Annotated in this window: 18 protein-coding genes and 1 other RNA gene; all 19 read right to left on the bottom strand. The window is 31.8% G+C overall.

The window, feature by feature from the left end:
- Nucleotides 1–2: 2 nt before the first annotated feature.
- Nucleotides 3–320 (bottom strand): PTS cellobiose transporter subunit IIB, encoded by a 318-nt coding sequence (locus ACJDT4_RS04830; protein WP_406786401.1) that lies wholly within the window; start codon nt 318–320, stop codon nt 3–5.
- Nucleotides 321–406: 86 nt separating this feature from the next.
- Nucleotides 407–1,840: a 6-phospho-beta-glucosidase gene (locus ACJDT4_RS04825; protein ID WP_479723302.1), complete on the bottom strand. Its 1,434-nt coding sequence runs from the start codon at nt 1,838–1,840 to the stop codon at nt 407–409.
- Nucleotides 1,841–2,387: 547 nt separating this feature from the next.
- Nucleotides 2,388–2,745, bottom strand: a transfer-messenger RNA (tmRNA) gene (ssrA, locus tag ACJDT4_RS04820).
- Nucleotides 2,746–3,039: 294 nt separating this feature from the next.
- Nucleotides 3,040–3,504, bottom strand: a complete 465-nt coding sequence (gene smpB, locus ACJDT4_RS04815) for an SsrA-binding protein SmpB (protein ID WP_406786400.1) — start codon at nt 3,502–3,504, stop codon at nt 3,040–3,042.
- Nucleotides 3,505–3,773: 269 nt separating this feature from the next.
- Complete coding sequence (gene rnr / locus ACJDT4_RS04810; RefSeq protein WP_406786399.1) at nt 3,774–6,017, bottom strand: ribonuclease R; 2,244 nt, start codon at nt 6,015–6,017, stop codon at nt 3,774–3,776.
- Nucleotides 6,018–6,134: 117 nt separating this feature from the next.
- Complete coding sequence (secG, locus tag ACJDT4_RS04805; RefSeq protein ID WP_406786398.1) at nt 6,135–6,371, bottom strand: preprotein translocase subunit SecG; 237 nt, start codon at nt 6,369–6,371, stop codon at nt 6,135–6,137.
- A gap of 149 nt (nt 6,372–6,520) precedes the next feature.
- Nucleotides 6,521–7,816: a phosphopyruvate hydratase gene (eno, locus tag ACJDT4_RS04800; RefSeq protein WP_406786397.1), complete on the bottom strand. Its 1,296-nt coding sequence runs from the start codon at nt 7,814–7,816 to the stop codon at nt 6,521–6,523.
- Between the two features lie 165 nt (nt 7,817–7,981).
- Nucleotides 7,982–9,511 carry a 2,3-bisphosphoglycerate-independent phosphoglycerate mutase gene (gene gpmI, locus ACJDT4_RS04795; protein ID WP_406786396.1) on the bottom strand — a complete coding sequence of 510 codons (1,530 nt, stop codon included), beginning with the start codon at nt 9,509–9,511 and terminating at the stop codon, nt 7,982–7,984.
- Between the two features lie 195 nt (nt 9,512–9,706).
- Complete coding sequence (gene tpiA, locus ACJDT4_RS04790) at nt 9,707–10,453, bottom strand: triose-phosphate isomerase (RefSeq protein WP_406786395.1); 747 nt, start codon at nt 10,451–10,453, stop codon at nt 9,707–9,709.
- Between the two features lie 101 nt (nt 10,454–10,554).
- Nucleotides 10,555–11,748, bottom strand: a complete 1,194-nt coding sequence (locus tag ACJDT4_RS04785) for a phosphoglycerate kinase (RefSeq protein WP_406786394.1) — start codon at nt 11,746–11,748, stop codon at nt 10,555–10,557.
- A gap of 125 nt (nt 11,749–11,873) precedes the next feature.
- Nucleotides 11,874–12,878 carry a type I glyceraldehyde-3-phosphate dehydrogenase gene (gene gap / locus ACJDT4_RS04780; RefSeq protein WP_406786393.1) on the bottom strand — a complete coding sequence of 335 codons (1,005 nt, stop codon included), beginning with the start codon at nt 12,876–12,878 and terminating at the stop codon, nt 11,874–11,876.
- 72 nt (nt 12,879–12,950) lie between these two features.
- Nucleotides 12,951–13,982 carry a sugar-binding transcriptional regulator gene (locus ACJDT4_RS04775; RefSeq protein WP_406786392.1) on the bottom strand — a complete coding sequence of 344 codons (1,032 nt, stop codon included), beginning with the start codon at nt 13,980–13,982 and terminating at the stop codon, nt 12,951–12,953.
- 194 nt (nt 13,983–14,176) lie between these two features.
- Nucleotides 14,177–15,568 (bottom strand): RNA polymerase factor sigma-54, encoded by a 1,392-nt coding sequence (rpoN, locus tag ACJDT4_RS04770; RefSeq protein ID WP_406786475.1) that lies wholly within the window; start codon nt 15,566–15,568, stop codon nt 14,177–14,179.
- 185 nt (nt 15,569–15,753) lie between these two features.
- The gene (locus ACJDT4_RS04765) at nt 15,754–16,593 is read right to left on the bottom strand and encodes a DegV family protein (protein WP_406786391.1); all 840 of its coding nucleotides are present in this window, start codon (nt 16,591–16,593) and stop codon (nt 15,754–15,756) included.
- Nucleotides 16,594–16,607: 14 nt separating this feature from the next.
- Nucleotides 16,608–17,090 (bottom strand): tRNA (cytidine(34)-2'-O)-methyltransferase, encoded by a 483-nt coding sequence (locus tag ACJDT4_RS04760; protein ID WP_406786390.1) that lies wholly within the window; start codon nt 17,088–17,090, stop codon nt 16,608–16,610.
- Nucleotides 17,091–17,246: 156 nt separating this feature from the next.
- Nucleotides 17,247–18,095: a Cof-type HAD-IIB family hydrolase gene (locus tag ACJDT4_RS04755; RefSeq protein WP_406786389.1), complete on the bottom strand. Its 849-nt coding sequence runs from the start codon at nt 18,093–18,095 to the stop codon at nt 17,247–17,249.
- Nucleotides 18,096–18,374: 279 nt separating this feature from the next.
- Nucleotides 18,375–19,409: an aldose 1-epimerase gene (locus ACJDT4_RS04750; protein ID WP_406786474.1), complete on the bottom strand. Its 1,035-nt coding sequence runs from the start codon at nt 19,407–19,409 to the stop codon at nt 18,375–18,377.
- Between the two features lie 54 nt (nt 19,410–19,463).
- Nucleotides 19,464–20,942: a UxaA family hydrolase gene (locus tag ACJDT4_RS04745; RefSeq protein WP_406786388.1), complete on the bottom strand. Its 1,479-nt coding sequence runs from the start codon at nt 20,940–20,942 to the stop codon at nt 19,464–19,466.
- Nucleotides 20,943–21,437: 495 nt separating this feature from the next.
- Nucleotides 21,438–22,886: a tagaturonate reductase gene (locus tag ACJDT4_RS04740; RefSeq protein ID WP_406786387.1), complete on the bottom strand. Its 1,449-nt coding sequence runs from the start codon at nt 22,884–22,886 to the stop codon at nt 21,438–21,440.
- Nucleotides 22,887–22,910 lie beyond the last annotated feature (24 nt).

Below are 22,910 nucleotides of genomic sequence, written 5' to 3'. Positions count from 1 at the left end.
TTTTATTTTAAATTTTCAACAATAAGTTTAGCCATTTTTTGTATGCCCATTGGGATTGGTACATATGCTTGTGGTGGAATACTTACAACTGGCTTATTCACTTTTTTACCAGCTTCTGCAAACTTAGCATAATACATTTTAGTTTGTGGACTTATTAAAAATAAATCAAAATCACTAGTTTCTATCATTCCTTGTCCTTCTGTTGCTGATACTGCATCTACTGTAACTTCTTTACCTTTACTCTTAAAAAATTCTGTTGTTTTTTTTGCCATTAAAGATGATGACATCCCTGCTGCACAAATTATTAACACTTTTTTCATAATAATCACTCCATTTTTTAAATTATATTATAAAATTCAATATTTTTATTATTAATTATTTTTTATATTTACAAATACTTCTACTTTTAATCTAGTTTTTCACCATTCGATTCAATGACCTTTTTATACCAATCAAATGATTCTTTCTTTGATCTTTTTAATGTTCCATTTCCTTCATTGTCTTTATCAACATATATAAATCCATAACGTTTTTTCATTTCACCAGTTCCTGCTGATACTAAATCTATACAGCCCCATGGAGTATATCCCATTAAATCAACGCCATCTTCATCTACTGCCTTTATCATTTCTTTTATATGAGCCTTCAGGTATTCAATACGGTAAGTATCATGTACCATTCCATCCTCACCAATTTCATCTATAGCTCCAAATCCATTTTCTACTATGAATAATGGAAGATGATACATATCAGTAAACCAATTTAATGCATATCTAAGTCCTTCTGGATCAATCTGCCATCCCCATTCAGATGCCTTTACATATTCATTTCTCACTAAGTCTCTTGTTTCATCATATTCAAATGATTCATTTCCTTCGTGGTACTTAGCTGCAAATGACATGTAATAACTAAATCCTATATAATCAACGCATCCTTCTTTAAGATCTATTGCATCTTGCTTAGTAAAATCTAAATTTATTCCCTTGCGTTTAAGATATTTATTAATGTGCTCTGGATATTCACCATGTACATGTACATCTGCAAAATAGTATCTCTTCTGCATTGCTTTTTGAGCCATCAAAATATCTTTTGGAGCACATGTTGCTGGATAAATAGGACACATTGCAATCATACATCCAATTTTTAAATCTGGGTTTATTTCATGTCCAATTTTTACTGCACGTGCACTTGCTACAAGTTCATAGTGAGCAGCTTGATACATTATTGCTTCACGATCTTCACCAGCTTTATATAAAACACCCGAATTTGTAAATGGTGCAAAATCTCTCTTATAATTTGCCTGGTTATTTATTTCATTAAAAGTCATCCAATATTTTACTTTGTTCTTGTAACGCTCAAAGCATACTTTAGCAAATCTTTCAAAGAACTCAATTAATTTTCTATTACGAAAACCTCCGTATTCTGTGACAAGATGATATGGTAATTCAAAATGCGATAAAGTAATAACTGGTTCTATACCATACTTTAGACATTCATCAAATAAATCATCATAAAATTTCAATCCTTCCTCATTTGGCTCTAATTCATCACCATTTGGAAAAATTCTTGTCCATGCTATCGATGTTCTGAAACACTTAAATCCCATTTCTGCAAAAAGAGCAATATCTTCTTTATAATGATGATAGAAATCAATAGCTTCATGATTAGGATAATATTCTCCTTCTAAGATTCCTTCTGTAATCTTACGATCTACTCCATTTGCTCCTGCTGTCATTACATCAGCTACACTGATTCCTTTGCCCCCTTCTCTATAGGCGCCTTCAAGTTGATGAGCTGCTACTGCTCCTCCCCAAAGAAAATTATCCGGTAACTTTGTCACTGTGATCTCCTCCTTTTATATTTACTCTATAAATATTAATTATACGTTTTCAAAAGTTAATCAACATCTCTTATACATATATAATACATATAATTCCTATATATTTGAATAGCATCTTTTTCCGTATTTCAAAGGAAAAACATTATATAAAAGCAAAGATAAGATATTCGACATTTTCTTAACATGTGCATATAATGCACATATAATAAAACCATAGATACTAAAGCTACTAAAAAAGAAAATATAAATTCCAAATAATTAATTTCTATTGCTATAAAAGAAAACTTTAATATAAATAATAAGTGACAGGATGTACTTCATGCAAAAAGATATGTCCTGCAGGTAATATACAAATGAAAAAAACTTAATCTTTTTATTTCTGATCTAATTATTGAGATAAAATTTCTCAGTATTAACATAGAAATCATGGTATCTAAAAGCAAATAAAAAAGTGCTTCATCCCTAAAAGATTAGCACTTTTTTTCTTACTACTATATTAATTAACTCCTTAAAATATAAAAACCCACGATATTCCATCGCAGGTCAGAAGTGGAGGTGAAGGGAGTCGAACCCTTGTCCGAAACTGGTAACATGTAGGCATCTCCGAGTGCATTCCGTAGTTTTACATTCCCTCTATCAGACGCCTACGGACAGGCTTCTGACTTCAGTAGCTTCATAAATTCCGTTCCTTACTCAAAGCTTTGTAAGGCTCGGTTCCCCACTATCGACGCCAGGTCCTAAGTCGTGGGACTCTTAGGCTGACGTTAGCTGACTACGCAGCTAAAGCTAAATTATTTTCGTTATCGTTTAATTTTTATCCTATAGTTTTTTAACGCGGGCCCACAGGTTCCCTCGACTCGCTTCCTAAATGCAACACAACCCCGTCGAAACCAAAATGCACCCCCATAGTATTGTTAAGTTTGAAATAAAGAGTTAACTTATCCACAAACTAAAAATAATATGGCACAAATCTGTGTATAAACACAGGGGTTTGGTGCTTTTAACGAAAATAAATATATTAAGTTTTTAAATTACATTGTACTAAGATTATAGCACAAATTTTTATATTTGCAAGTAAGCTTTATAAATTGCAATAAATTTAAATGGCTTAAACTTATACCTTCTCACCTGCTGCATGTATTATAATACTCTAAAAGCATTATAACTTCAATATTTACTTTTTGGAAATTTATAAAAAATTATCTTACTTTCATACTTCTTTCTATATCACGCTTTGCTGCCTTTTCCTTTAGAGAATCTCTCTTATCATAGTCTTTTTTACCTTTAGCAACTGCAAGTTTTACCTTTACACGTCTGTTTTTAAGATACATTGCTATAGGAACAAGAGTATATCCTTGCTGTGCTGTGTAACCAATAAGCTTTGATATTTCAGATTTATGAAGAAGAAGCCTTCTTTTTCTCAAAGGATCTACATTATATATATTTCCATGTTCATAGGGACTTATGTGTATGTTGCAGGCATAAATCTCACTATTTCTAACTTCAGCGTAACTGTCCTTTAAGTTGGCTCTTCCCCCTCTTATGGACTTAACCTCAGTTCCAACAAGTTCTATACCACATTCATAAGTTTCCTCTATAAAATAGTCATGCCACGCCTTTTTATTATCCGCTAACGTATTGTCTGCAGTATTCTTTTTAGCCATAAAATATCACCACGCTTGTAATTAAATTTAAACTACACTTATTATAACATATTAGAGCAGAGAGTAAAGAGTAGAGAGTAGAGCAAAGGTTAATTTTCTGCTAGTCGCAGAAAATTTTAAAACTTAATGCTGACGCCATTTTTAAGATAATGCATACTTGCCTTTGTGTAACACTCTGAACATCATCTATTTTTATATAATTTTAGATTTATCTGACGGTAGGAAGATAAATCATCCTTCTCTCTACTCTTTGCTCTCTACTCTCTACTCTATTTCAAGTGTTCCGGCGAAACCACTTCATTTATAACATTGTTTTTTCTAATCTCGTGTATGGCTTCTACACCACTATCTTCAACTTCAGTATCACCATTTTCAATTTCTTCAGACTCTAGAATTGGTTTCATTGCACATAATTGAAAATATATTTCATGAGAATCAAGATCTACTCTTTCTACTCTTATTCTAACCTCATCACCAAGTTTATATATTTTCTTTGTTCTTTCTCCTATTAAGCTTAGGTATTTTTCATCATAAACATAATAATCGTCTGTAAGAGCACTTATATGAACAAGACCTTCAATGGTGTTTTCAAGTTCAACAAACATTCCAAAGCTTGTTACTGATGATATTATACCATCATACTCTTCTCCAATTCTATCTGCCATATACTCAGCTTTCTTTAAATCATCAACTTCTCTTTCTGCCTCCTGTGCAACTCTTTCCATTTCTGATGATTGGACCGCTGCATAGTCTACTACTCCTATTAGTTTCTTGCAGGATTTATCATCTAATCTGCCATTTAAATAATCTTTTATAACTCTATGGATCATTAAATCTGGATATCTTCTTATTGGAGATGTAAAATGACAGTAATATCTTGCTGCTAATCCAAAGTGACCTGAACATTCCGGTGCATACCTTGCCTGTTTTAATGAACGCAAAAGAAGAGTACTTACAACAGTTTCTTCTTTCTTGCCTTTTATCTTTTCAAGCACCTCTTGAAGCTGTTTTGGATGAACCTCTGCACTCCATCTTACTATATATCCAAGATTATGAACAAAATCATTAAATCTTTCAAGCTTTTCACTATCCGGGTCTTCATGTATTCTATACACAAAAGGAACATTTGCCCAAAAGAAATGTTCTGCTATAGTTTCATTACAAACAAGCATAAACTCCTCTATTATCCTATTGGCTACTGCTCTTTCATATGGTTTTATCTCAATTGGCTTACCTTTTTCATCCAGTATTATTTTACTCTCCTGAAAATCAAAATCTATTGCTCCTCTTTTGATTCTCTTGTCATGTAAAATTTGCTCAAGTTCCTCCATAGCCTTAAAATCTTCATAGAGATAATCATATTTTTTTATGGTTTCCGCATCTTTATCTCTAAGAATTTTAGTAACATCTGTGTAAGTCATTCTTTCGTTGGTCTTTATTACACTTTCAAATATCTTGTGATCAAGAACCTTTCCTGTGTGATCTATTTCCATAAAGCAAGACAATGCAAGTCTATCAACTTTTGGATTCAAGCTGCATATTCCGTTGGAAAGCTTTCTTGGAAGCATTGGTATAACCCTATCTATTAAATATACAGAAGTAGCTCTCTTAAGTGCTTCTTTATCCAGTGGGTTATTTTGAGTAACATAATTTGAAACATCTGCTATGTGAACTCCCAGCTTAAAATTGCCATTTGGAAGCCTCTCTATTGATACCGCATCATCAAGATCCTTAGCATCTTCCCCGTCTATAGTAACCATTTTTATGTTTCTTAAATCTTCTCTTCTTTCATACTCTTCCTGTGGTATTTCATCTGGAATATTAGCTGCAAAAGTTTCTACTTTTTCTGGGAACTTTTCTGGAAGCTTAAACTTTTTGATTATAGTTAATATGTCAATTCCTGCTTCTCTCTTATTGCCAAGCACTTCTATTATTTTACCTTCTGGATTTCTTCTCTTTTCTGGCCACAAGGTTATTTCCGCAACAACTACATCTCCAGATTTTGCTGTGCTTTTTTGACTTTTAGGAATAAATATGTCCTGAGATATTCTAACATCATCTGCTACGACAAATCCAAAATTTCTACTGTCCTCATAAACTCCTATTACAGTTTTGTTTGCTCTTTCAAGTATCCTTATTATTTCACCTTCACATTTTTTGGTACCTTTTACTTCTCTTGATATTTTGGCTACAACTCTGTCTCCATTTAAGGCTCCATTCATGTAGGAGGATGGTATAAATATATCTGGTAAATCGTCTTCACAAATTACAAAACCAAAGCCCTTTGCATTTCCTTGAAGCTTTCCTATTATAAGCCCCATTCTTTCTGGAACTCCATAATGACTTGTTCTGTTCTTTACAACATCACCATTTTTCTCCATTTCATTTAAAAGTTTTTTAAAGGATTTATATTCAACCTTTGATACTCCAAAAGCTTCAGCAAGTTCTTGTATATTACAAGGTTTATAGGCCTGTTCTCTCATAAAATCAAGTATGTTTTCTCTTAAACTCATTTTTAATCACCTTCTTACTATATTTTATCATTTTTCTCATATATTATTCAGAATACACTATAAATAAAAAAGATACAATCCAAATAGTACTGAATTATATCTTTTAATAATCATTATTTACTTGAATGCTGGTAAATTCATCAAAATAGTTACTATCGCAAATAACAATGCTGCTACAACTGTAACCTTTTTTAAGAACGATTCATGTGTCTTAGATTTATTTTTTGCAAAGAAAGTATCAGTTGCGCCTGCTGAAAAATTTGTGAAACCATCCATTTTTCCTGGTTGTACAAGGACAACTCCTATAATAATTACACAGAGAATTACTTGCAATACCACTAAAACATTGTGCATATCAGTACTAGACCTCCTATGATTTTAAAATTATGCCTGCAAATACATAAATATCATCTTAGCTTTCATTTTATCATAAACAAAATTATATTACAACCTAAAAATCAAGATAGTACAAGACTACCTTGATTTAAAGTAAAGCTAAATTACTATTTTTTTATATTATAGAAGGCCTTTAATCCTCTAAATTCTGCTACTTCTCCAAGTTCTTCTTCTATTCTTAAAAGTTGATTGTACTTTGCAACTCTTTCAGTTCTTGCAGGAGCTCCTGTTTTGATCTGACCAGCATTTACAGCTACAACAAGATCTGCAATAGTAGTATCTTCAGTTTCTCCTGATCTGTGGGACACAACTGCTGTATATCCAGCTCTTTCTGCCATTTCTATAGCATTTAATGTTTCAGTTAATGTTCCAATTTGATTTAACTTAATTAATATTGAATTTGCAACACCCTTTTGGATTCCCTTTTCAAGTCTCTTAGTATTAGTAACAAATAAATCATCACCAACTAATTGAATTTTTCCTCCAAGCTTATCAGTTAGTATCTTCCAACCTTCCCAATCTTCCTCTGCAAGACCATCTTCGATTGAAATTATAGGGTATTTATTAACTAAGTTTTCATAGAAACTTGCCATTTCTTCTGAAGTTAAAACTTTCCCTTCACCTTTTAAGTTATATTTACCATTCTCATAAAACTCAGATGAAGCAGGATCAAGAGCTATAAATATGTCTTTTCCTGGCTCATAATTTGCTTTCTTAATAGCTTCAACTATAATTTGTATTGCCTCTTCATTGCTGTTTAAGTTTGGTGCAAAACCACCCTCATCACCAACAGCTGTATCAAGACCTTTTTCCTTCAAAAGTGACTTCAAAGCATGGTACACTTCTGAACTCATTCTAAGGGCTTCACTAAAGCTTGGTGCCCCTGCTGGCATTATCATAAACTCTTGAAGGTCAACATTGTTATCTGCATGTTTTCCACCATTTATTATGTTCATCATAGGTACAGGAAGAACTTTTGCGTTAACTCCGCCTATATATTGATATAAGCTTATGCCAAGGTATGCTGCCGCTGCTTTTGCTGCCGCAAGTGAAACTCCAAGCATTGCATTTGCGCCAAGCTTTGACTTGTTTTCTGTTCCATCAAGTTCAAGCATTACCTTATCTATTAACGGTTGATCAAAGATATTCATTCCTATAAGTTCTTCTGCTATAATTTCATTTACATTTTCAACAGCTTTTAATACACCTGTTCCATTATATTTTGACTTATCTCCATCTCTAAGTTCAACTGCTTCAAACATACCTGTTGATGCTCCTGAAGGCACAGCTGCTCTACCAACAGTTCCATCTTCAAGAGTTATCTCAACTTCAACGGTAGGATTGGCCCTCGAATCTAAAATTTGTCTTGCTAATACATCAACAATTTCAACATATGATTTCATATAAAACACCTCTCCTTTTTAATTTTAACCAAATTTACTTAACTCTATCTATTTTTATCTAAAAGCAGCGTTATTATTCCTTGATTTTTACATCAGCCAAGCAATAATATTGAAGAACAGCTTATGTTAAATTTATTTATTGTCCTAAAATCCTATTGCTTTACATTATTTTACTAAAGTTTTACCTGTCATTTCATTAGGTTTTTCAAGGCCAAGCTCTTGAAGCATTGTAGGTGCTATGTCTGCCAAAACTCCATCTTCCCTCATTTCCTTTGAATGATTGCTTACATATACAAAAGGAACTGGGTTTGTAGTGTGTGCAGTCATTGGCTTTCCATCAGAATACTCTATCATTTGTTCTGAGTTTCCATGGTCAGCAGTTATAAATACAGTACCATCAAGTTCAAGTACTTTATTTACGATTTTTCCAAGGCACTCATCAACAGCTTCAACAGCTTTTTTAGCTGCTTCAAATACTCCTGTATGTCCAACCATATCAGGGTTTGCAAAATTTAATATTACTGCATCATATTTATCTTCATCAAGTCTCTTTAAAAGTTCATCTGTAACTAAATATGCACTCATTTCTGGCTGTAAATCATAAGTTGCAACCTTTGGTGAAGGTATTAAGGCTCTGTCCTCATTTTTATTTGGTTCTTCAACTCCTCCATTAAAGAAGAAAGTTACATGAGCATATTTCTCAGTTTCAGCAATTCTAAGCTGATTTAATCCTTTTTGGCTTATATATTCTCCAAAAGTATTTGTGAGAACTTCTGGTCCAAAAGCTACATCTACCCCTTCAAGAGTTGAATCATATTCTGTCATTGTAACAAATTGAAGTTTTAAAGTTTCTCTTTTAAATCCATCAAATTCTTTATCATTTATCGCTCTTGTTATTTCCCTTGCTCTATCTGGTCTAAAGTTAAAGAAGATAACTGAATCATTATTCTTAACCTCTGCAAGAGGTTTTCCATCTTTCATTACAACAGTTGGAAGGACAAATTCATCTGTCTTGTTATCATGATAAGATTTATTTAAAGCATCAAGAGCACTATCTGCTGTTTCACCTTTTCCAAGTACAATAGCATTGTATGCAAGCTGTACTCTTTCCCATCTCTTGTCCCTATCCATTGCATAGTATCTTCCTGAAACAGTAGCTATTTTTCCAACTCCAATTTCAGCCATGTAGTTTTCTATATCTTCTATATACTCTTTTGCAGAAGATGGTGGAACATCTCTTCCATCAAGGAAAGCATGAACAAATACTTTCTTAACTCCTTTTTCATTTGCAAGGTCTAATAATCCTTTTAAGTGATCTATATGTGAATGAACTCCACCTGGTGACAAAAGTCCCATTAAGTGAAGAGTTGAATCATTTTTAAGTGCATTATCTACAGCTTTATTAAGTGCTGTATTCTCAGCAAAATCTCCATCTTGTATTGCTTTAGTTATTTTTGTAAGTGATTGGTAAACCACCCTTCCAGCTCCAATATTTAGATGTCCAACTTCTGAGTTTCCCATTTGTCCATCTGGAAGACCAACGCTTAATCCACTTGCACCAAGATGTGTATGTGGGTAATTATTAAAGCATTTATCAAAATTAGGTTTATATGCAGCAGCTACTGCATTTCCTTCTGTTTTATCAGTTAATCCAAATCCATCCAAAATCATTAACATTACAGGTTTCTTAGCCATTTCATTTCCTCCATTTATTCTTTAATTGACAATTGACAGTAGACAACTTTTTTATTATCTCATTGTCAATTCTCAATTGTCAATTATCAATCTTTTCATATAAGTTTAATTTAATATATATTTGTTAATGAATTCTAGAATGAACATTTTCATTAAAATGTCCACTCTAAATTCATTTAATTTAAACTTCTACAATTAAAAGTTCACTATTGCAGCAAAATCAGCTGCTTTAAGGCTTGCGCCTCCAACTAATGCTCCATCTATTTCTGGCTGAGCCATTTGAGCTTTTATTGTTCCTGGTTTAACTGATCCACCGTATTGAATTCTTACTTTTTCAGAAACTTCTTTTCCAAAGATTTCTTCTACAGTTTTTCTAATAGCTCCGATTGTTTCGTTTGCTTGTTCATCGGTAGCAGTCTTTCCTGTTCCTATAGCCCAAATTGGTTCATAAGCTATTACAACTTTAGCAGCTTCTTCTTTAGTTAAGCCAGCTAAATCTAATTTTATTTGTTTTCCTGTAACTTCGTTTGTTACGTTTGCTTCTCTCTCTTCAAGAGTTTCTCCACAACATAATATTGGAGTTATGTTATGAGCAAATGCTGCTTTTACTTTTTTATTTAAAGCACAATCTGTTTCATTAAAATATTGTCTTCTCTCACTGTGACCTAATATTACATAGTTTACACCTAATTCTTTAAGTGCTTTTAGTGATATTTCTCCAGTGAAAGCTCCACTTTCTTCAAAGTGTGCATTTTGTGCAGCAACTTTAATGTTTGTTCCTTTTACTGCCTTAACAACAGTTTCTAAAGAAACAGCAGTTGGTGCTACTACAACTTCAGCCTTTGCATCTTTTACAAGTGGCTTTAGTTCTTCAATTAATTTTAAAGATTCACTAATTGTGTTATTCATTTTCCAGTTTCCAGCGATTATTGGTGTTCTCATTAAATACACTCCTTATTTATGGATAAATAGCTTTTATTTATCTTTAATTACATTATAGCACTAATTTATAATTTGTAAATATTATTTAATAATAATTATTATTATTTATCGTTAAGTGCTGCAATTCCTGGAAGTTCTTTTCCTTCTAAGAATTCAAGAGAAGCTCCGCCTCCAGTTGAAATGTGAGTCATTTTATCTCCAAAGCCTAATTGGTTAACAGCAGCAGCACTATCTCCACCGCCAATAACTGTTGTAGCATCAGAATCAGCCATAGCTCTTGCAACAGCTTTTGTTCCTTCTGCAAAGCTTTCGAATTCGAATACTCCCATTGGTCCGTTCCAAACAACTGTCTTAGCTTCTTTTACTGCATCTGTATAAAGCTTTTGAGTTTTTGGTCCTATATCAAGACCCATGTATCCTTCTGGAATATTAGCATCTTCAGTTGTAACTGCCTTTGTATCAGCTTTAAACTCAGCTCCAACTATGTTATCTACAGGAAGAAGTAATTTAACTCCTTTAGCTTTTGCTTTTTCTATCATTTCTTTAGCATAATCAACTTTATCTGCTTCAAGAAGTGATGTTCCTATTGTATATCCTTGAGCTTTTAAGAAAGTATAGGCCATTCCGCCTCCGATTATTAATGTATTTACTTTTTCAAGTAAGTTGTTTATAACATTAATTTTATCAGAAACCTTTGCTCCTCCAAGTATAGCAACAAAAGGTCTAACTGGAGCTTCAACAGCTGATCCTAAGAATTTTAATTCTTTTTGGATTAAGTATCCACATACTGCTGTAGGAACAAACTCAGTTACACCAACTGTTGAGCAGTGTGCTCTATGTGCAGTTCCAAAAGCATCATTTACATATACATCTGCAAGTGAAGCTAATTCCTTTGAAAATGCTTCTTCATTTTTCTTTTCTTCTTTTCTAAATCTTGTGTTTTCAAGAAGTATTACGTCTCCGTCTTTCATTGCAGCAGCAGCAGCCTTTGCGTTTTCTCCAACAACTGTATCATCTGCAGCAAATTTAACTTCACGTCCAAGCATCTCACTTAATCTTTTAGCAACTGGAGCTAATGTGAAGCTTTTATCTACTCCCTTTGGTTTTCCAAGGTGTGAGCAAAGTACAACTTTTGCACCATGTTCTGAAAGGTATTTTATAGTTGGAAGTGCTCCGTTAAGTCTATTTTCATCAGTTATAACGCCATCCTTTAGTGGAACGTTAAAATCGCATCTAACTAATACTCTTTTGCCTTTTACATCTACATCTTCAATAGTCTTTTTATTGAATTGCATACTATTCACCTCATAATCATATATTTTATAAAAGGTCCGGCCTCATAGCCTTAACTATAAAACCAGACCTTTCTACTATGTTTTTAATTCACATTATTTAATAAAATTAATTATTGAATTTTAAACTATTTTGCGATTTTTGCAAAGTACTCTAAAGTTCTAACTAATTGTGAAGTGTATGACATTTCATTATCATACCAAGCAGCTGTTTTAACTAATTGTGATCCATTAACATCAACTATTTTAGTTAAAGTTGCATCAAATAATGATCCGTAGTTAATTCCTACAACATCAGCTGAAACGATTGGATCTTCAGTGTATCCAAATGATTCATTAGCAGCTTCTTTCATAGCAGCGTTAACTTCTTCAACTGTAACTTTCTTCTTAAGAACTGAAACTAATTCAGTGATTGAACCAGTTGGAACTGGAACTCTCTGAGCGTTTCCGTCTAATTTTCCAGTTAAATCAGGGATAACTTGGCTGATTGCTTTAGCAGCACCAGTTGAGTTAGGGATGATACTTACAGCAGCAGCTCTAGCTCTTCTTAAGTCTCCTTTTCTGTGTGGGCCATCTAATGTGTTTTGATCATTAGTATAAGCATGGATTGTAGTCATGAATCCTTTTTCTATTCCAAATTTATCATTTAAAACTTTAGCCATTGGAGCTAAGCAGTTAGTTGTGCATGATGCACCTGATACAACTGTTTCTGTTCCATCAAGAGTTTCATTATTAACATTAAATACTATTGTCTTTAAGTCATTTCCAGCTGGAGCTGATATAACAACTTTTTTAGCACCTGCTCTAACATGAGCTTCTGCTTTTTCTTTCTTTGTGAAGAAACCAGTACATTCAAGAACAACGTCTATTCCTAGTTTTCCCCAAGGTAATTTTTCAGGATCTTTTTCAGCGAAAACTTTGATTTCTTTTCCGTTAACTACGAAAGCATCTTCTTTAACTTCGATTTCGCCTTTAAATCTTCCTTGTGATGAATCATATTTGAATAAGTGTGCTAACATTTTTGCATCAGTTAAGTCGTTTATTGCAACAACCTCTAATCCAGGAACTTCAAGAATTCTTCTTAAAGCTAATCTTCCTATTCTTCCAAAACCATTAATAGCTATTTTTGCCATTCTAACTACCTCCAAAAAAATTTTTTAATATTCTAAAATTATATGTAACATATAATTATTAGCAACTAACATTTACTTAGTGTTTAAAATCCTAACAATTTCATTTGCTGCACCTTCATCTGTAATGAGTACATTATTGTTATTGTTAATTTGAGTTGATATAATAGCTTCTGCTTTTGACTTTTGCCCAGCTACTGCTATAAGCTTCTTAGCATTTCTTATATCGTCACTTTTAAGTCCAACTGAAGGTGTTGAACAAATAACTTTACCTTCATTGTTAAAAAAATAACCAAAAGCTTCGCCCACAGAGCCTCCTTTGAGTATGCGAGAAGTTTCTTCAGAACTTAACCCTCTTCTTCTACTCATTTCATCAGCTCTGCCTATTCCATAAATTATTATATCTGCTTTTCTTATTGTATCTATAATATCCTTTATTCCTTTTTCATTTATAATTACATTCATAATTTCGCTGCTTAAATTATCTGGAACATGCAATAGTTTATACGTAGCACCAAGTTTATCTGCAAAATTTGCAGCTAAAGTATTTGCTTCTGTTTCAACTTTTCTTGACATTCCACCCCTTGCAGGAACAACAATAGTATTTCTATAACGTAAGGAAGTAGAAAAATTATCAATGACCTTTTTTATAGTAGTTCCGCCAGTAATTGCAATTGTATTTCCATCTACAATTACACTTTCCAAATACTTTGCAGCGGTTCTTCCCAGTTCATCTAGAACCGTTTCATCCTCATCTATACTTCCCGGAACTATAATTACCTTCTTTATTTTAAGCTTTTCACGTAAATAGTCTTCAACTTCAGTTAAACCCTTTATTTCACGTATGAAACCTTTAAGTTTATCTATAATTTCTTCACCTTCACGTGTCACTAACATTCCTGGAGTACCTATACTGATTAAATTTTGTTCTTTTAAAAAATTTATTTCAGTCCTTACAACCCTTTCACCTATTTCAAGCTTCTTGGCAAGTATTCTTCTTCCAATAGGCTGGTTGTAATATATGGTTCTTAGAATATTATATCTTTTTTCAAGTAATGTCATAAGTTCGGGAACAATCTTTTGCTGTAATTTTAAAATTTCATGCAATTCAATCACCCCACTGGTCCTAATGCGTCCCAGTAATTTAATTCATGTCCCACTTAGTATTATAAAATAAAAATCCATTTTTTTAAATAGTATTTATAAAAAAAAATTATTTTTTCATTTAATTTTACTATATTAACACAATTTATTATAATAACCTACAAATATGTTTGAGAGTTTAACTATAACATCAAGTATTAATAACGTTTTCTTTTGCTAGAAGACTTTATATTCATTTCTTCTCTATATTTTGCTACGGTTCTGCGTGAAATATTCATGCCTTGTGAATTTAAAAGATCACAAATTTTTTGATCTGAAAGTGGATTTCTTGCGTCTTCATTTTCAACTAACTCTTTAATTTTTCCTTTAACACTTGAAGAAGACATTGAATCAGATGATGTATTTTCACTGGATATTCCTGTGGTAAATAAATCCTTAATTTTTACGATTCCTCTATCTGTATAAATATACTTTTCTCTTATAGCTCTGCTTACAGTTGATTCATGCATTTCTATCTTATCGGCTATATCCTTTAAAGTCATTGGTTTTAAATACTTTACTCCTTTATCAAAATACTCCTTTTGATAATCAATTATCTCCTTTAAAACAGAATAAAGTGTACTCTTTCTTTGCTCTATACTTTTAATTAAAAATACAGCACTGTTTATTTTATTCTTTACGTATTCTTCTGCATCTTTATCCTTGCCTTCTGCATTATTTATTATTGTTTTATAGGCATTATTAATTGAAAGCCTAGGAATAGAATTATCATTCATAATTATAAAAAATTCTCCATCAAGCTTCTTAATAAAAGCATCAGGAACTATAAATTTAGTTTCATCACCTGTATAGAAGCCTCTTGATGGCTTAGGCTCAAGTTTTTTTATGATGTCACCATATTCCTGTGCCTGCTTAGGAGTTATATTTAAGTCTTTTGCTATGATAGTATACTTATTTTCCGCAATACTATTAAGGTGCTTATCTACTATATAAAATAAATTTTCATCATGAATATTTTTCTTCTCAAGCTGCAGTTTAAGGCACTCCTCCAAACTTCTAGCGCCTATGCCATCCGGTTCAAAGGACTGAACTATCTTAAGGGCATTTAAAACCTTATCCTCGCTTACATTTAATTGACCAGCGATATCTAAAATAGAATCTGGTAAATACCCTTTTCCATCTAAATTTTCAATTATATACTTACATATTTTCTTTTGAGAAGCTTTTATTTGAATTTCTCCGAGCTGATTAATAAGATATTCCCTTAGAGACTCTTCTCTACTTATAAAGTTAAATGGTGATACTTCATCTTCTGGCTTGTAATTGTTTTCATGGCTATAATTTTCAAAGTCTAAATATTTCATAAATTTGTCATAATCGATTTTATCAGTGAAGTCATTTTCTTTATTGATACTTATTTCTTGGCTTTTTTCAGCATACTCCTTCTCAAGAAGTGGATTTTCCTCCATTTCTTTTTCAACATATTCATTTAGTTCAATACTCGACATTTGAAGCATTTTTATAGACATCTGCATCTGCTGTGTCATTACAAGCTTTTGTTGTTGACTTAAGTTCAATTCAAAATCCAAATTCATATTTTTCACCCTAATCAATTAATCTTAAAACTCAATGATTTTATTATAACATATAAATATCAAAAGTGAGTATGATATTCCATATAATATCATACCCACTAATTTTATGTTATATATTTATTCTTCTTTAATATTACGACTAAAAATATAATAAAAATAAGTTCTAAATTATTCATAGTTTAGTAATTTTCAATAAAAAATACTCCGCAAGCTCCTGAGCCTGAATGGGTTCCAACAACACAACCAACTTCACATTCTATAAAATCATTTTCTTCTTCTCTTAATTTTTCTCTTAAAGCAGGCAAGATTTCATTGTTTCCTACATGAAGCAAAATAGATGTTTCATTATTTAAAATTCCTTTTTCATTTAAATAATCAAAAATAACCTTTACAGCCTTTTTACTGCCACGAACCTTGTCCATTATTGCCATTTCCCCGTCTTTCACTTCAAGAATAAGCTTTATCCCAAGAATATTGCCTATAGCTCCCGCTGTTCTTGAAAGTCTGCCACCTTTAACAAGATTATCTAAGCGTTCAAAAGCTAAGGCACTTTTAACATGTGGTATTGTTTCCATGATTTTAGCTTCTATATCTTTAAAACTCATCTTCTGTTCTCTTAGCTTACATGCTTTTATTACAAGAAGACCAAGTCCTGAAGTTACATTAAGACTATCAATAACAATTATGTCATCGCTTTCAAGCATATCCTTAGCTATGCATGCTGACTGATATGTTCCACTCATTTTAGAAGACATTATTATACTAATAATTTTGTATCCCTTGTCCAAATATTTTTTAAAACAATCATAAAATCTTTGTGGGTTAACTTGAGAAGTAGTTGGAAATATATTTTCTTCATCCATAACCTTAAGTAGTTCTGGAAGCCTTATTTCTTCAATGTCAAGATACATTTTTCCTTTTATATTAACTACTAATGGCATCACTTCTATATCGTATTTATCAATAATATATTGTGGTAAATCCGCTGTGCTGTCAGTTATTATTTTTATTTTTTCCATGGAATCCCTCCTTCCTATTTCATATTTGGAAATCCAAGCTGTCTTATACCTTCATAAGCAACAATAGCAACAGTATTTGATAAGTTAAGCGACCTTGTTGTTGTTTTTACCATGGGTACTCTTATACATCTTTCTGCATTGCTTTCCCTTATATAATCAGGAAGTCCACAGGATTCTCTACCAAAGACTATAAAATCACCTGCTTTAAATTTTACATCATCATAGTAATTATCGCCATGAGTAGTTGAAAAATAAAATGTAGAATCTTTATATTTTTCTCTTAGTTCTTCATAGGAATCGTATAAAGTCATGTCGAGATCCTTCCAGTAATCAAGTCCAGCTCTTCTTACATGCTTTTCATCAATGCTAAAGCCTAGTGGCTTAACTAAATGCAATTTGCAATTTGTAAGAACACATGTCCTTGCTATATTTCCAGTATTTTGCGGAATTTCTGGCTGAAATAATACTATATTTAAATTTTCCTGTCCTATAATCATTCACGTTACCCCCGTAAACTAAATAATAAAAAGTATAACTTCTAAAATGCCAATAAGTATATATTACCTTAATAAATGTATACAGTAAAGTTTATAATTACATTTTAAATTATATAACCTTATTAAATAAAAGATTTTGTATGTATAAATTTAAAATCACTCATTCACAATAAATTTATTAATTGCCTTTGCAACGCCAGAATTATTATTTGTATCAGTAATATAATTTGAAACTTTTTTTACGCTTTCTTCTGCATTTCCCATTGCTACTCCCATGCCCGCATACTCTATCATGGACAAATCATTTTCATTATCACCTATACACATTACTTCTTCCTGTTTTATACCATAAAAATCTGCAAGCACCTTAACTGCACTCCCCTTTGATACTCCACTACACATTACTTCAAAGTTATCTCTAAAAGAACTTGCAATTTCAAAACCACCAACTTTTTTTATTTCTTCTCTTGCTGCATTTAGCTTATCATAATTATTATTTTTAATTGCTTCCCTATCTATACATATACACTTTAATATCTCATCGCCCTCTTTTTCAATGGTATCCTGCATATTTTCAGTATATACAAGTCTAACACGTCTATCCTCTGGAAGTTCCTTATTCATTTTTACATATATATTTTTATTATCATCAAATTTTTTAGTAGATATTACGCAATCACACTCATTGAAGAATAGTAAAAAACCATATTTCTCAACTATGGAATAAAGCTGTTTAGATTTTTCCTTTCCAAGCACTGATTTATATATAACCTCGTCACTATCCTTATCTCTTATGTATGCTCCATTAGAAGCTATAATAGGCGCTTTAATTCCAAACATATCAGCATAAACCCTTGCATTTGCAAACAATCTTCCTGTACATATAGCTATCTTTACCCCAAGACTATGTGCAGCCTTTATTGCATCTAAATTTTCTTTGGTTACCTTTTTTTCATCACTCAGCACTGTTCCATCCATATCAAGACATAACAATTTATACTTCATAAAATCGCTCCTTAAAATTCATTAGTTACTTATACATTTTATCATAAAATGTATGTACGTATAAATTATATCCAAAAGGTTTAATTCCCTACAAATAAAAATAACAAAAGGTAATTAGCAATCTTAACTAACTACCTTTCTTTCTGTATTATAAAACTATCTAAAGATAAACACCTTAGAATATTAAAATTAGCTGAATTCTATTTTGGAATATGTTGGTTATATGAACATATATCAGCTGACTTGGTTATTTTAATCTTTCAGGTTGTTTATCTATATTTACTTTATATTTTCAACAAATATTTTACAAACCTCACTCCACTCTTTTTTAGGCATAAGAGTTTTAAATCCTGTTATACTTTTATCAAGTTTTAAATTTGGAGCATTAATTGCACTAGTTTGAGGTTCTAAACAAATATAGTTTTTATCTCCATTATCATTCCATATAACTATATGAGTATATTCCTCTCCCATGCTGTACACTACTCTTACTTTATTAGATATATCCTCTATAATTGCTCCTTTGAAATCATTTTCTTTGAATTTAATATGTTTTAATAAGTAATGCTTTTCAATAGGCCTTTCTAAAGGAATTATTCCATTATTAAGGTAATCTGTTTCATACCCTGACAGCTCACAAATTTTACCCGTTGGTAAAAGTCTATCGTTCTGCTCTAAACGTTTATCAATTGAAGCTACTACTCTATAATTTTCTTCCTTGCTCTTAGTATAAAACGGAACATTAAATGCAGTATGAAAACCAACTGCTATTGGCATTTCTTCATCACTTAAATTAACAATACTTGTAGTCTGCTTTAAGCCTTCCTTAGAAAGGTTATAAAGAAGAGTAAACTTAAATTTGTGAGGAAAATATTTATAAAAATCATGATTTTCATCAAAACTAAAAGTTGCCTCTATTAAAACTTCTTCATTCAAGATTTCTTTTTTAGTTATATCCCACTTTTCATTTTTTATAAACCCATGTATATAATTATTTCTATTTGGTTCATTTATAGGAAATTTATAAACCTTATTTCCAAGCTTAAAAGTGCCATCTTCTATTCTATTTGGTGGAAATAGAAGCGGCAGTCCAAAAACTTGAGGAACATTTTTAAAAAGGTCAGAGTCTTTCTTACTTGGAGTCCTAAGAATATCTATTCCTCTAGTTCTATCCTTAAGTTCTATTACATTTGCTCCAATATCCTGGACTATAAGTGCTTCATAGCCGCCTGCTGCAAAACGAATACATTTATATTCTTCCCATAAAGCCTCTTCCTTAATCCATGTATTTTTATTACCAGCCAATTTTATCATCTCCAAATTATAGTATACTAATAATTTAAAGGAATCTATCACATAAAGCAAGTTTTATAAAGTTACTCCGTTTTTAAATATAGCTATTTCTCTTATGTTATTCTTTTCATTGTTAGCAAGCTCACCATTTGCTATGCTAATCACATATTTAATAAATTGTTCTGCTAAATCATCTATATTATCGTTTATAACTAAACTTCCTGCATTAAAATCTATCCAGTGTTTCTTCCTATTAAATATATCATTATTAGTTGACACCTTAACAGTTGGAATAAAAGTACCAAAAGGCGTTCCTCTACCTGTAGTAAATAGTATAATATGACATCCAGCCGAAGCAAGAGCTGTGGAAGCCACCAAATCATTACCTGGTGCACTTAATAAGTTAAGCCCTTTTTCCTTTAAAGTTTCTCCGTATTTAAGTACACCTACTACTTCACTACTTCCAGACTTTTGTGTACATCCAAGTGCTTTATCTTCTAATGTGGTTATTCCGCCTTCTTTATTTCCTGGCGATGGATTTTCATATACCGGTTGGTTATAGTTCATAAAATATTTTTTAAAGTCATTTATTAAGCTGACTATCTTATTAAACACTTCTTCATTTTTAGCTCTACTCATTAAAATAGTTTCTGCTCCAAACATTTCCGGGACTTCAGTTAATATAGTTGTCCCCCCTTGCGCAACCAAAAAGTCTGAGAATTTACCCAAAAGAGGATTTGCTGTTATTCCAGAAAAGCCATCTGAACCTCCACATTTAAGTCCCACCTTCAATTCGGATAGTGGTATATCTTCTCTCTTATCTAAACTAATCACTTCGTAAAGCTCTTTTAATAGTTTATTTCCCTCTTCTATTTCATCTTCTACCTCTTGTGAAACTAGAAATCTAATTCTTCTTTTATTGTAATCTCCTAATGACTTTATGAAATCGGACATTGTATTGTTTTCACAACCAAGTCCAAGCACCAAAACACCCCCAGCATTAGGATGCTTTGCTATGTCTCCTAGTATAGTTCTAGTATTAATATGATCCTCTCCAAGTTGAGAACATCCATAATTATGCTTAAAAACATGTACATCTTTAAATGCTGTTTCCTCTTGAAATTTTTTAGCAATCAAATCTGCTATTCCATTTACACATCCAACGGTTGGCACTATCCACAGTTCATTTCTTATTCCAACATTTCCATCCTCTCGTTTGTATCCCTTAAAGGTTAGACTTCTATCTTTAATATCATTTAAAATTTTCTTTTTACTGTAAACATAATCCTTAATTCCATCAAGATTTGTTTTAAGATTATGCGAATGAATCCACTGGCCTTCCTTGATTTCCTTTATAGCATGTCCTATCGGAAATCCATACTTGTTAACATTTTCACCTTTTTTTATATTACAAATTGCAAACTTATGCCCTCGTTTAATAGCTTCCTTAAGTACGATTTTTTTGCCATCAACTTCTAGTACATCAGATTTATTTAAATTCTTTAAAGCTATAACAACATTATCCTTTTCATTAATTTTAAAAAAGTTTTTCATGAATTTACCTCCTTAAATAAAGTAACAATACTTCGTCACGTTAAAAAGATTCTATAAATCTAAGGTTCAAAAATCTATTAGAATTTTTTAAATCGTTCCTTCAGCATTGTTACTTTTCTTCCACGGTAGTGCAATGAAAAAATTCCTCCGTACCTACGGAATTTTAAGTATCAACCTTTGTAACCAATTAAATTTTTATACTATATATTTATTGGCCTTAATTTCTATTAATCAAGCATGTTTACAACAAATTTTTCGTAGGGAAACGGAGAAAAATTTTCCTTGATTTTGCGCCCTGCGAAGTAAGATCATTGAAGGAATAGTTTAAATAAAATTCTATAAATCTTGGTGGCAAATTGTTAAAAGCTTTAGAGCTTTCAATCTGTTTGAGCATTTTTTCAGCGAGTTATTGAAAGCTCTTAAGATTTTAACAATTTGACGCTTAGATTTATTAATTTTATTTAATATTCCAAGATGATGTTACTTAGCAATTTTTTACATCACACTTTTAATCGCTTCAGCAATTCCTTGTTTCTCTATTTTTATAAGATTTTCAGTTACAGCTTCTGTAAGTCCTTCTACTTTGTTTAAATCCATTTTCCAATTCTTTTCATAGCTTAGTACAGTGCTTACCAAAGTTTTATATCCACTATCTGTTCCATCACATTTTGACCACAAATCAGAATATAACTTTAATATATCTTCATTATCGGCAAGCTTTATAGCTTCATTCCCTCTTTTACCTTTATAGAATTCTATTAAGGCTGCCAATGAGAATACAAGTTTTTGGGGAAGTATTCCCTTTCTGTTTTTATATTCTAATAAAGATGGCAAATCTCTAGTTTCAAACTTAGACATAGAGTTTAGTGCTATGCTCATAAGATAATGTTTTACAAAAGGGTTTGTAAATCTCTCCAAAACAGCACCTGCAAAGTACTTAAGTTCATCTTCTGGTAAATCTAATGTTGGAATTATTTCATCATATACTACTTCATGCAGATATTTTCCTATTAATTTATCCTCAACTGACTCACCGACCGTATCCAATCCATAAAGATAAGCTACTGGAACCAGAGCTGTATGTGCCCCATTAAGTATTCTAACTTTTCTTGTTCTATATGGTGTAACATCATCGACGATTTTTACATTCAAGCCTGCTTCCTTAAATGGTAGTTCTTTTTCAAGACACATTGGGCCTTCAATTACCCACAAGTGAAAATACTCTCCAACATCAACTAAATTATCCTCATACCCTAATTCCTTTATGACTTCATCTATAGTGTCTTTAGGGTATCCTGGAACAATTCTATCTACCAGTGTACAACAAAAGGTATTTGCCTCTTTTAACCAAGCTATAAAGTCAGCTTCTAAATTCCAAAGTTCTGCATATTTAAATATGATTTTTTCAAGCTTTTCACCATTTCTATCAATAAGCTCACATGGTATAATAATTAGGCCTTTATTCCTATCCCCTTTAAAAAATTTAAATCTTCTATATAATAAGGTCGTTAATTTAGCGGGGTAACTACTTGGACATTTGTCATCAAATTTATCATTTTCATCAAAGGCTATTCCTGCTTCAGTAGTATTTGAAATTACAAATCTTATTTCAGGCTGTTCTGCAAGTTTTAAATACTCTTCATAATCTCTATAGGGATTTATACCCCTGCTTACACTGTTTATTACCTCATGCTTTTTGATAGGCTTTCCATCTTTTACTCCTTGTAAGTACAATGTATAAAGTCCGTCTTGATCATTTAGCCTATCAATAAGTCCTCTTTCTATAGGCTGTACAACTACTACACTTCCATTAAAACCAGCTTTTTTATTCATCTCATGAACTTGCCAATCAACAAAAGCTCTAAGAAAATTTCCTTCTCCAAATTGTATAATTCTTTCTGGATATCTTTTGTAATCTTTAAAATTGTTTTTATTTAATCTCATAGTTTATTCCTCCATATATTATAA

This window comes from Clostridium neuense, assembly GCF_045310695.1.
Lineage (GTDB): Bacteria > Bacillota > Clostridia > Clostridiales > Clostridiaceae > Clostridium_S > Clostridium_S neuense.
Note: the sequence above shows the minus strand (reverse complement) of the source record. Positions and strands in the feature narration are given on the sequence as shown.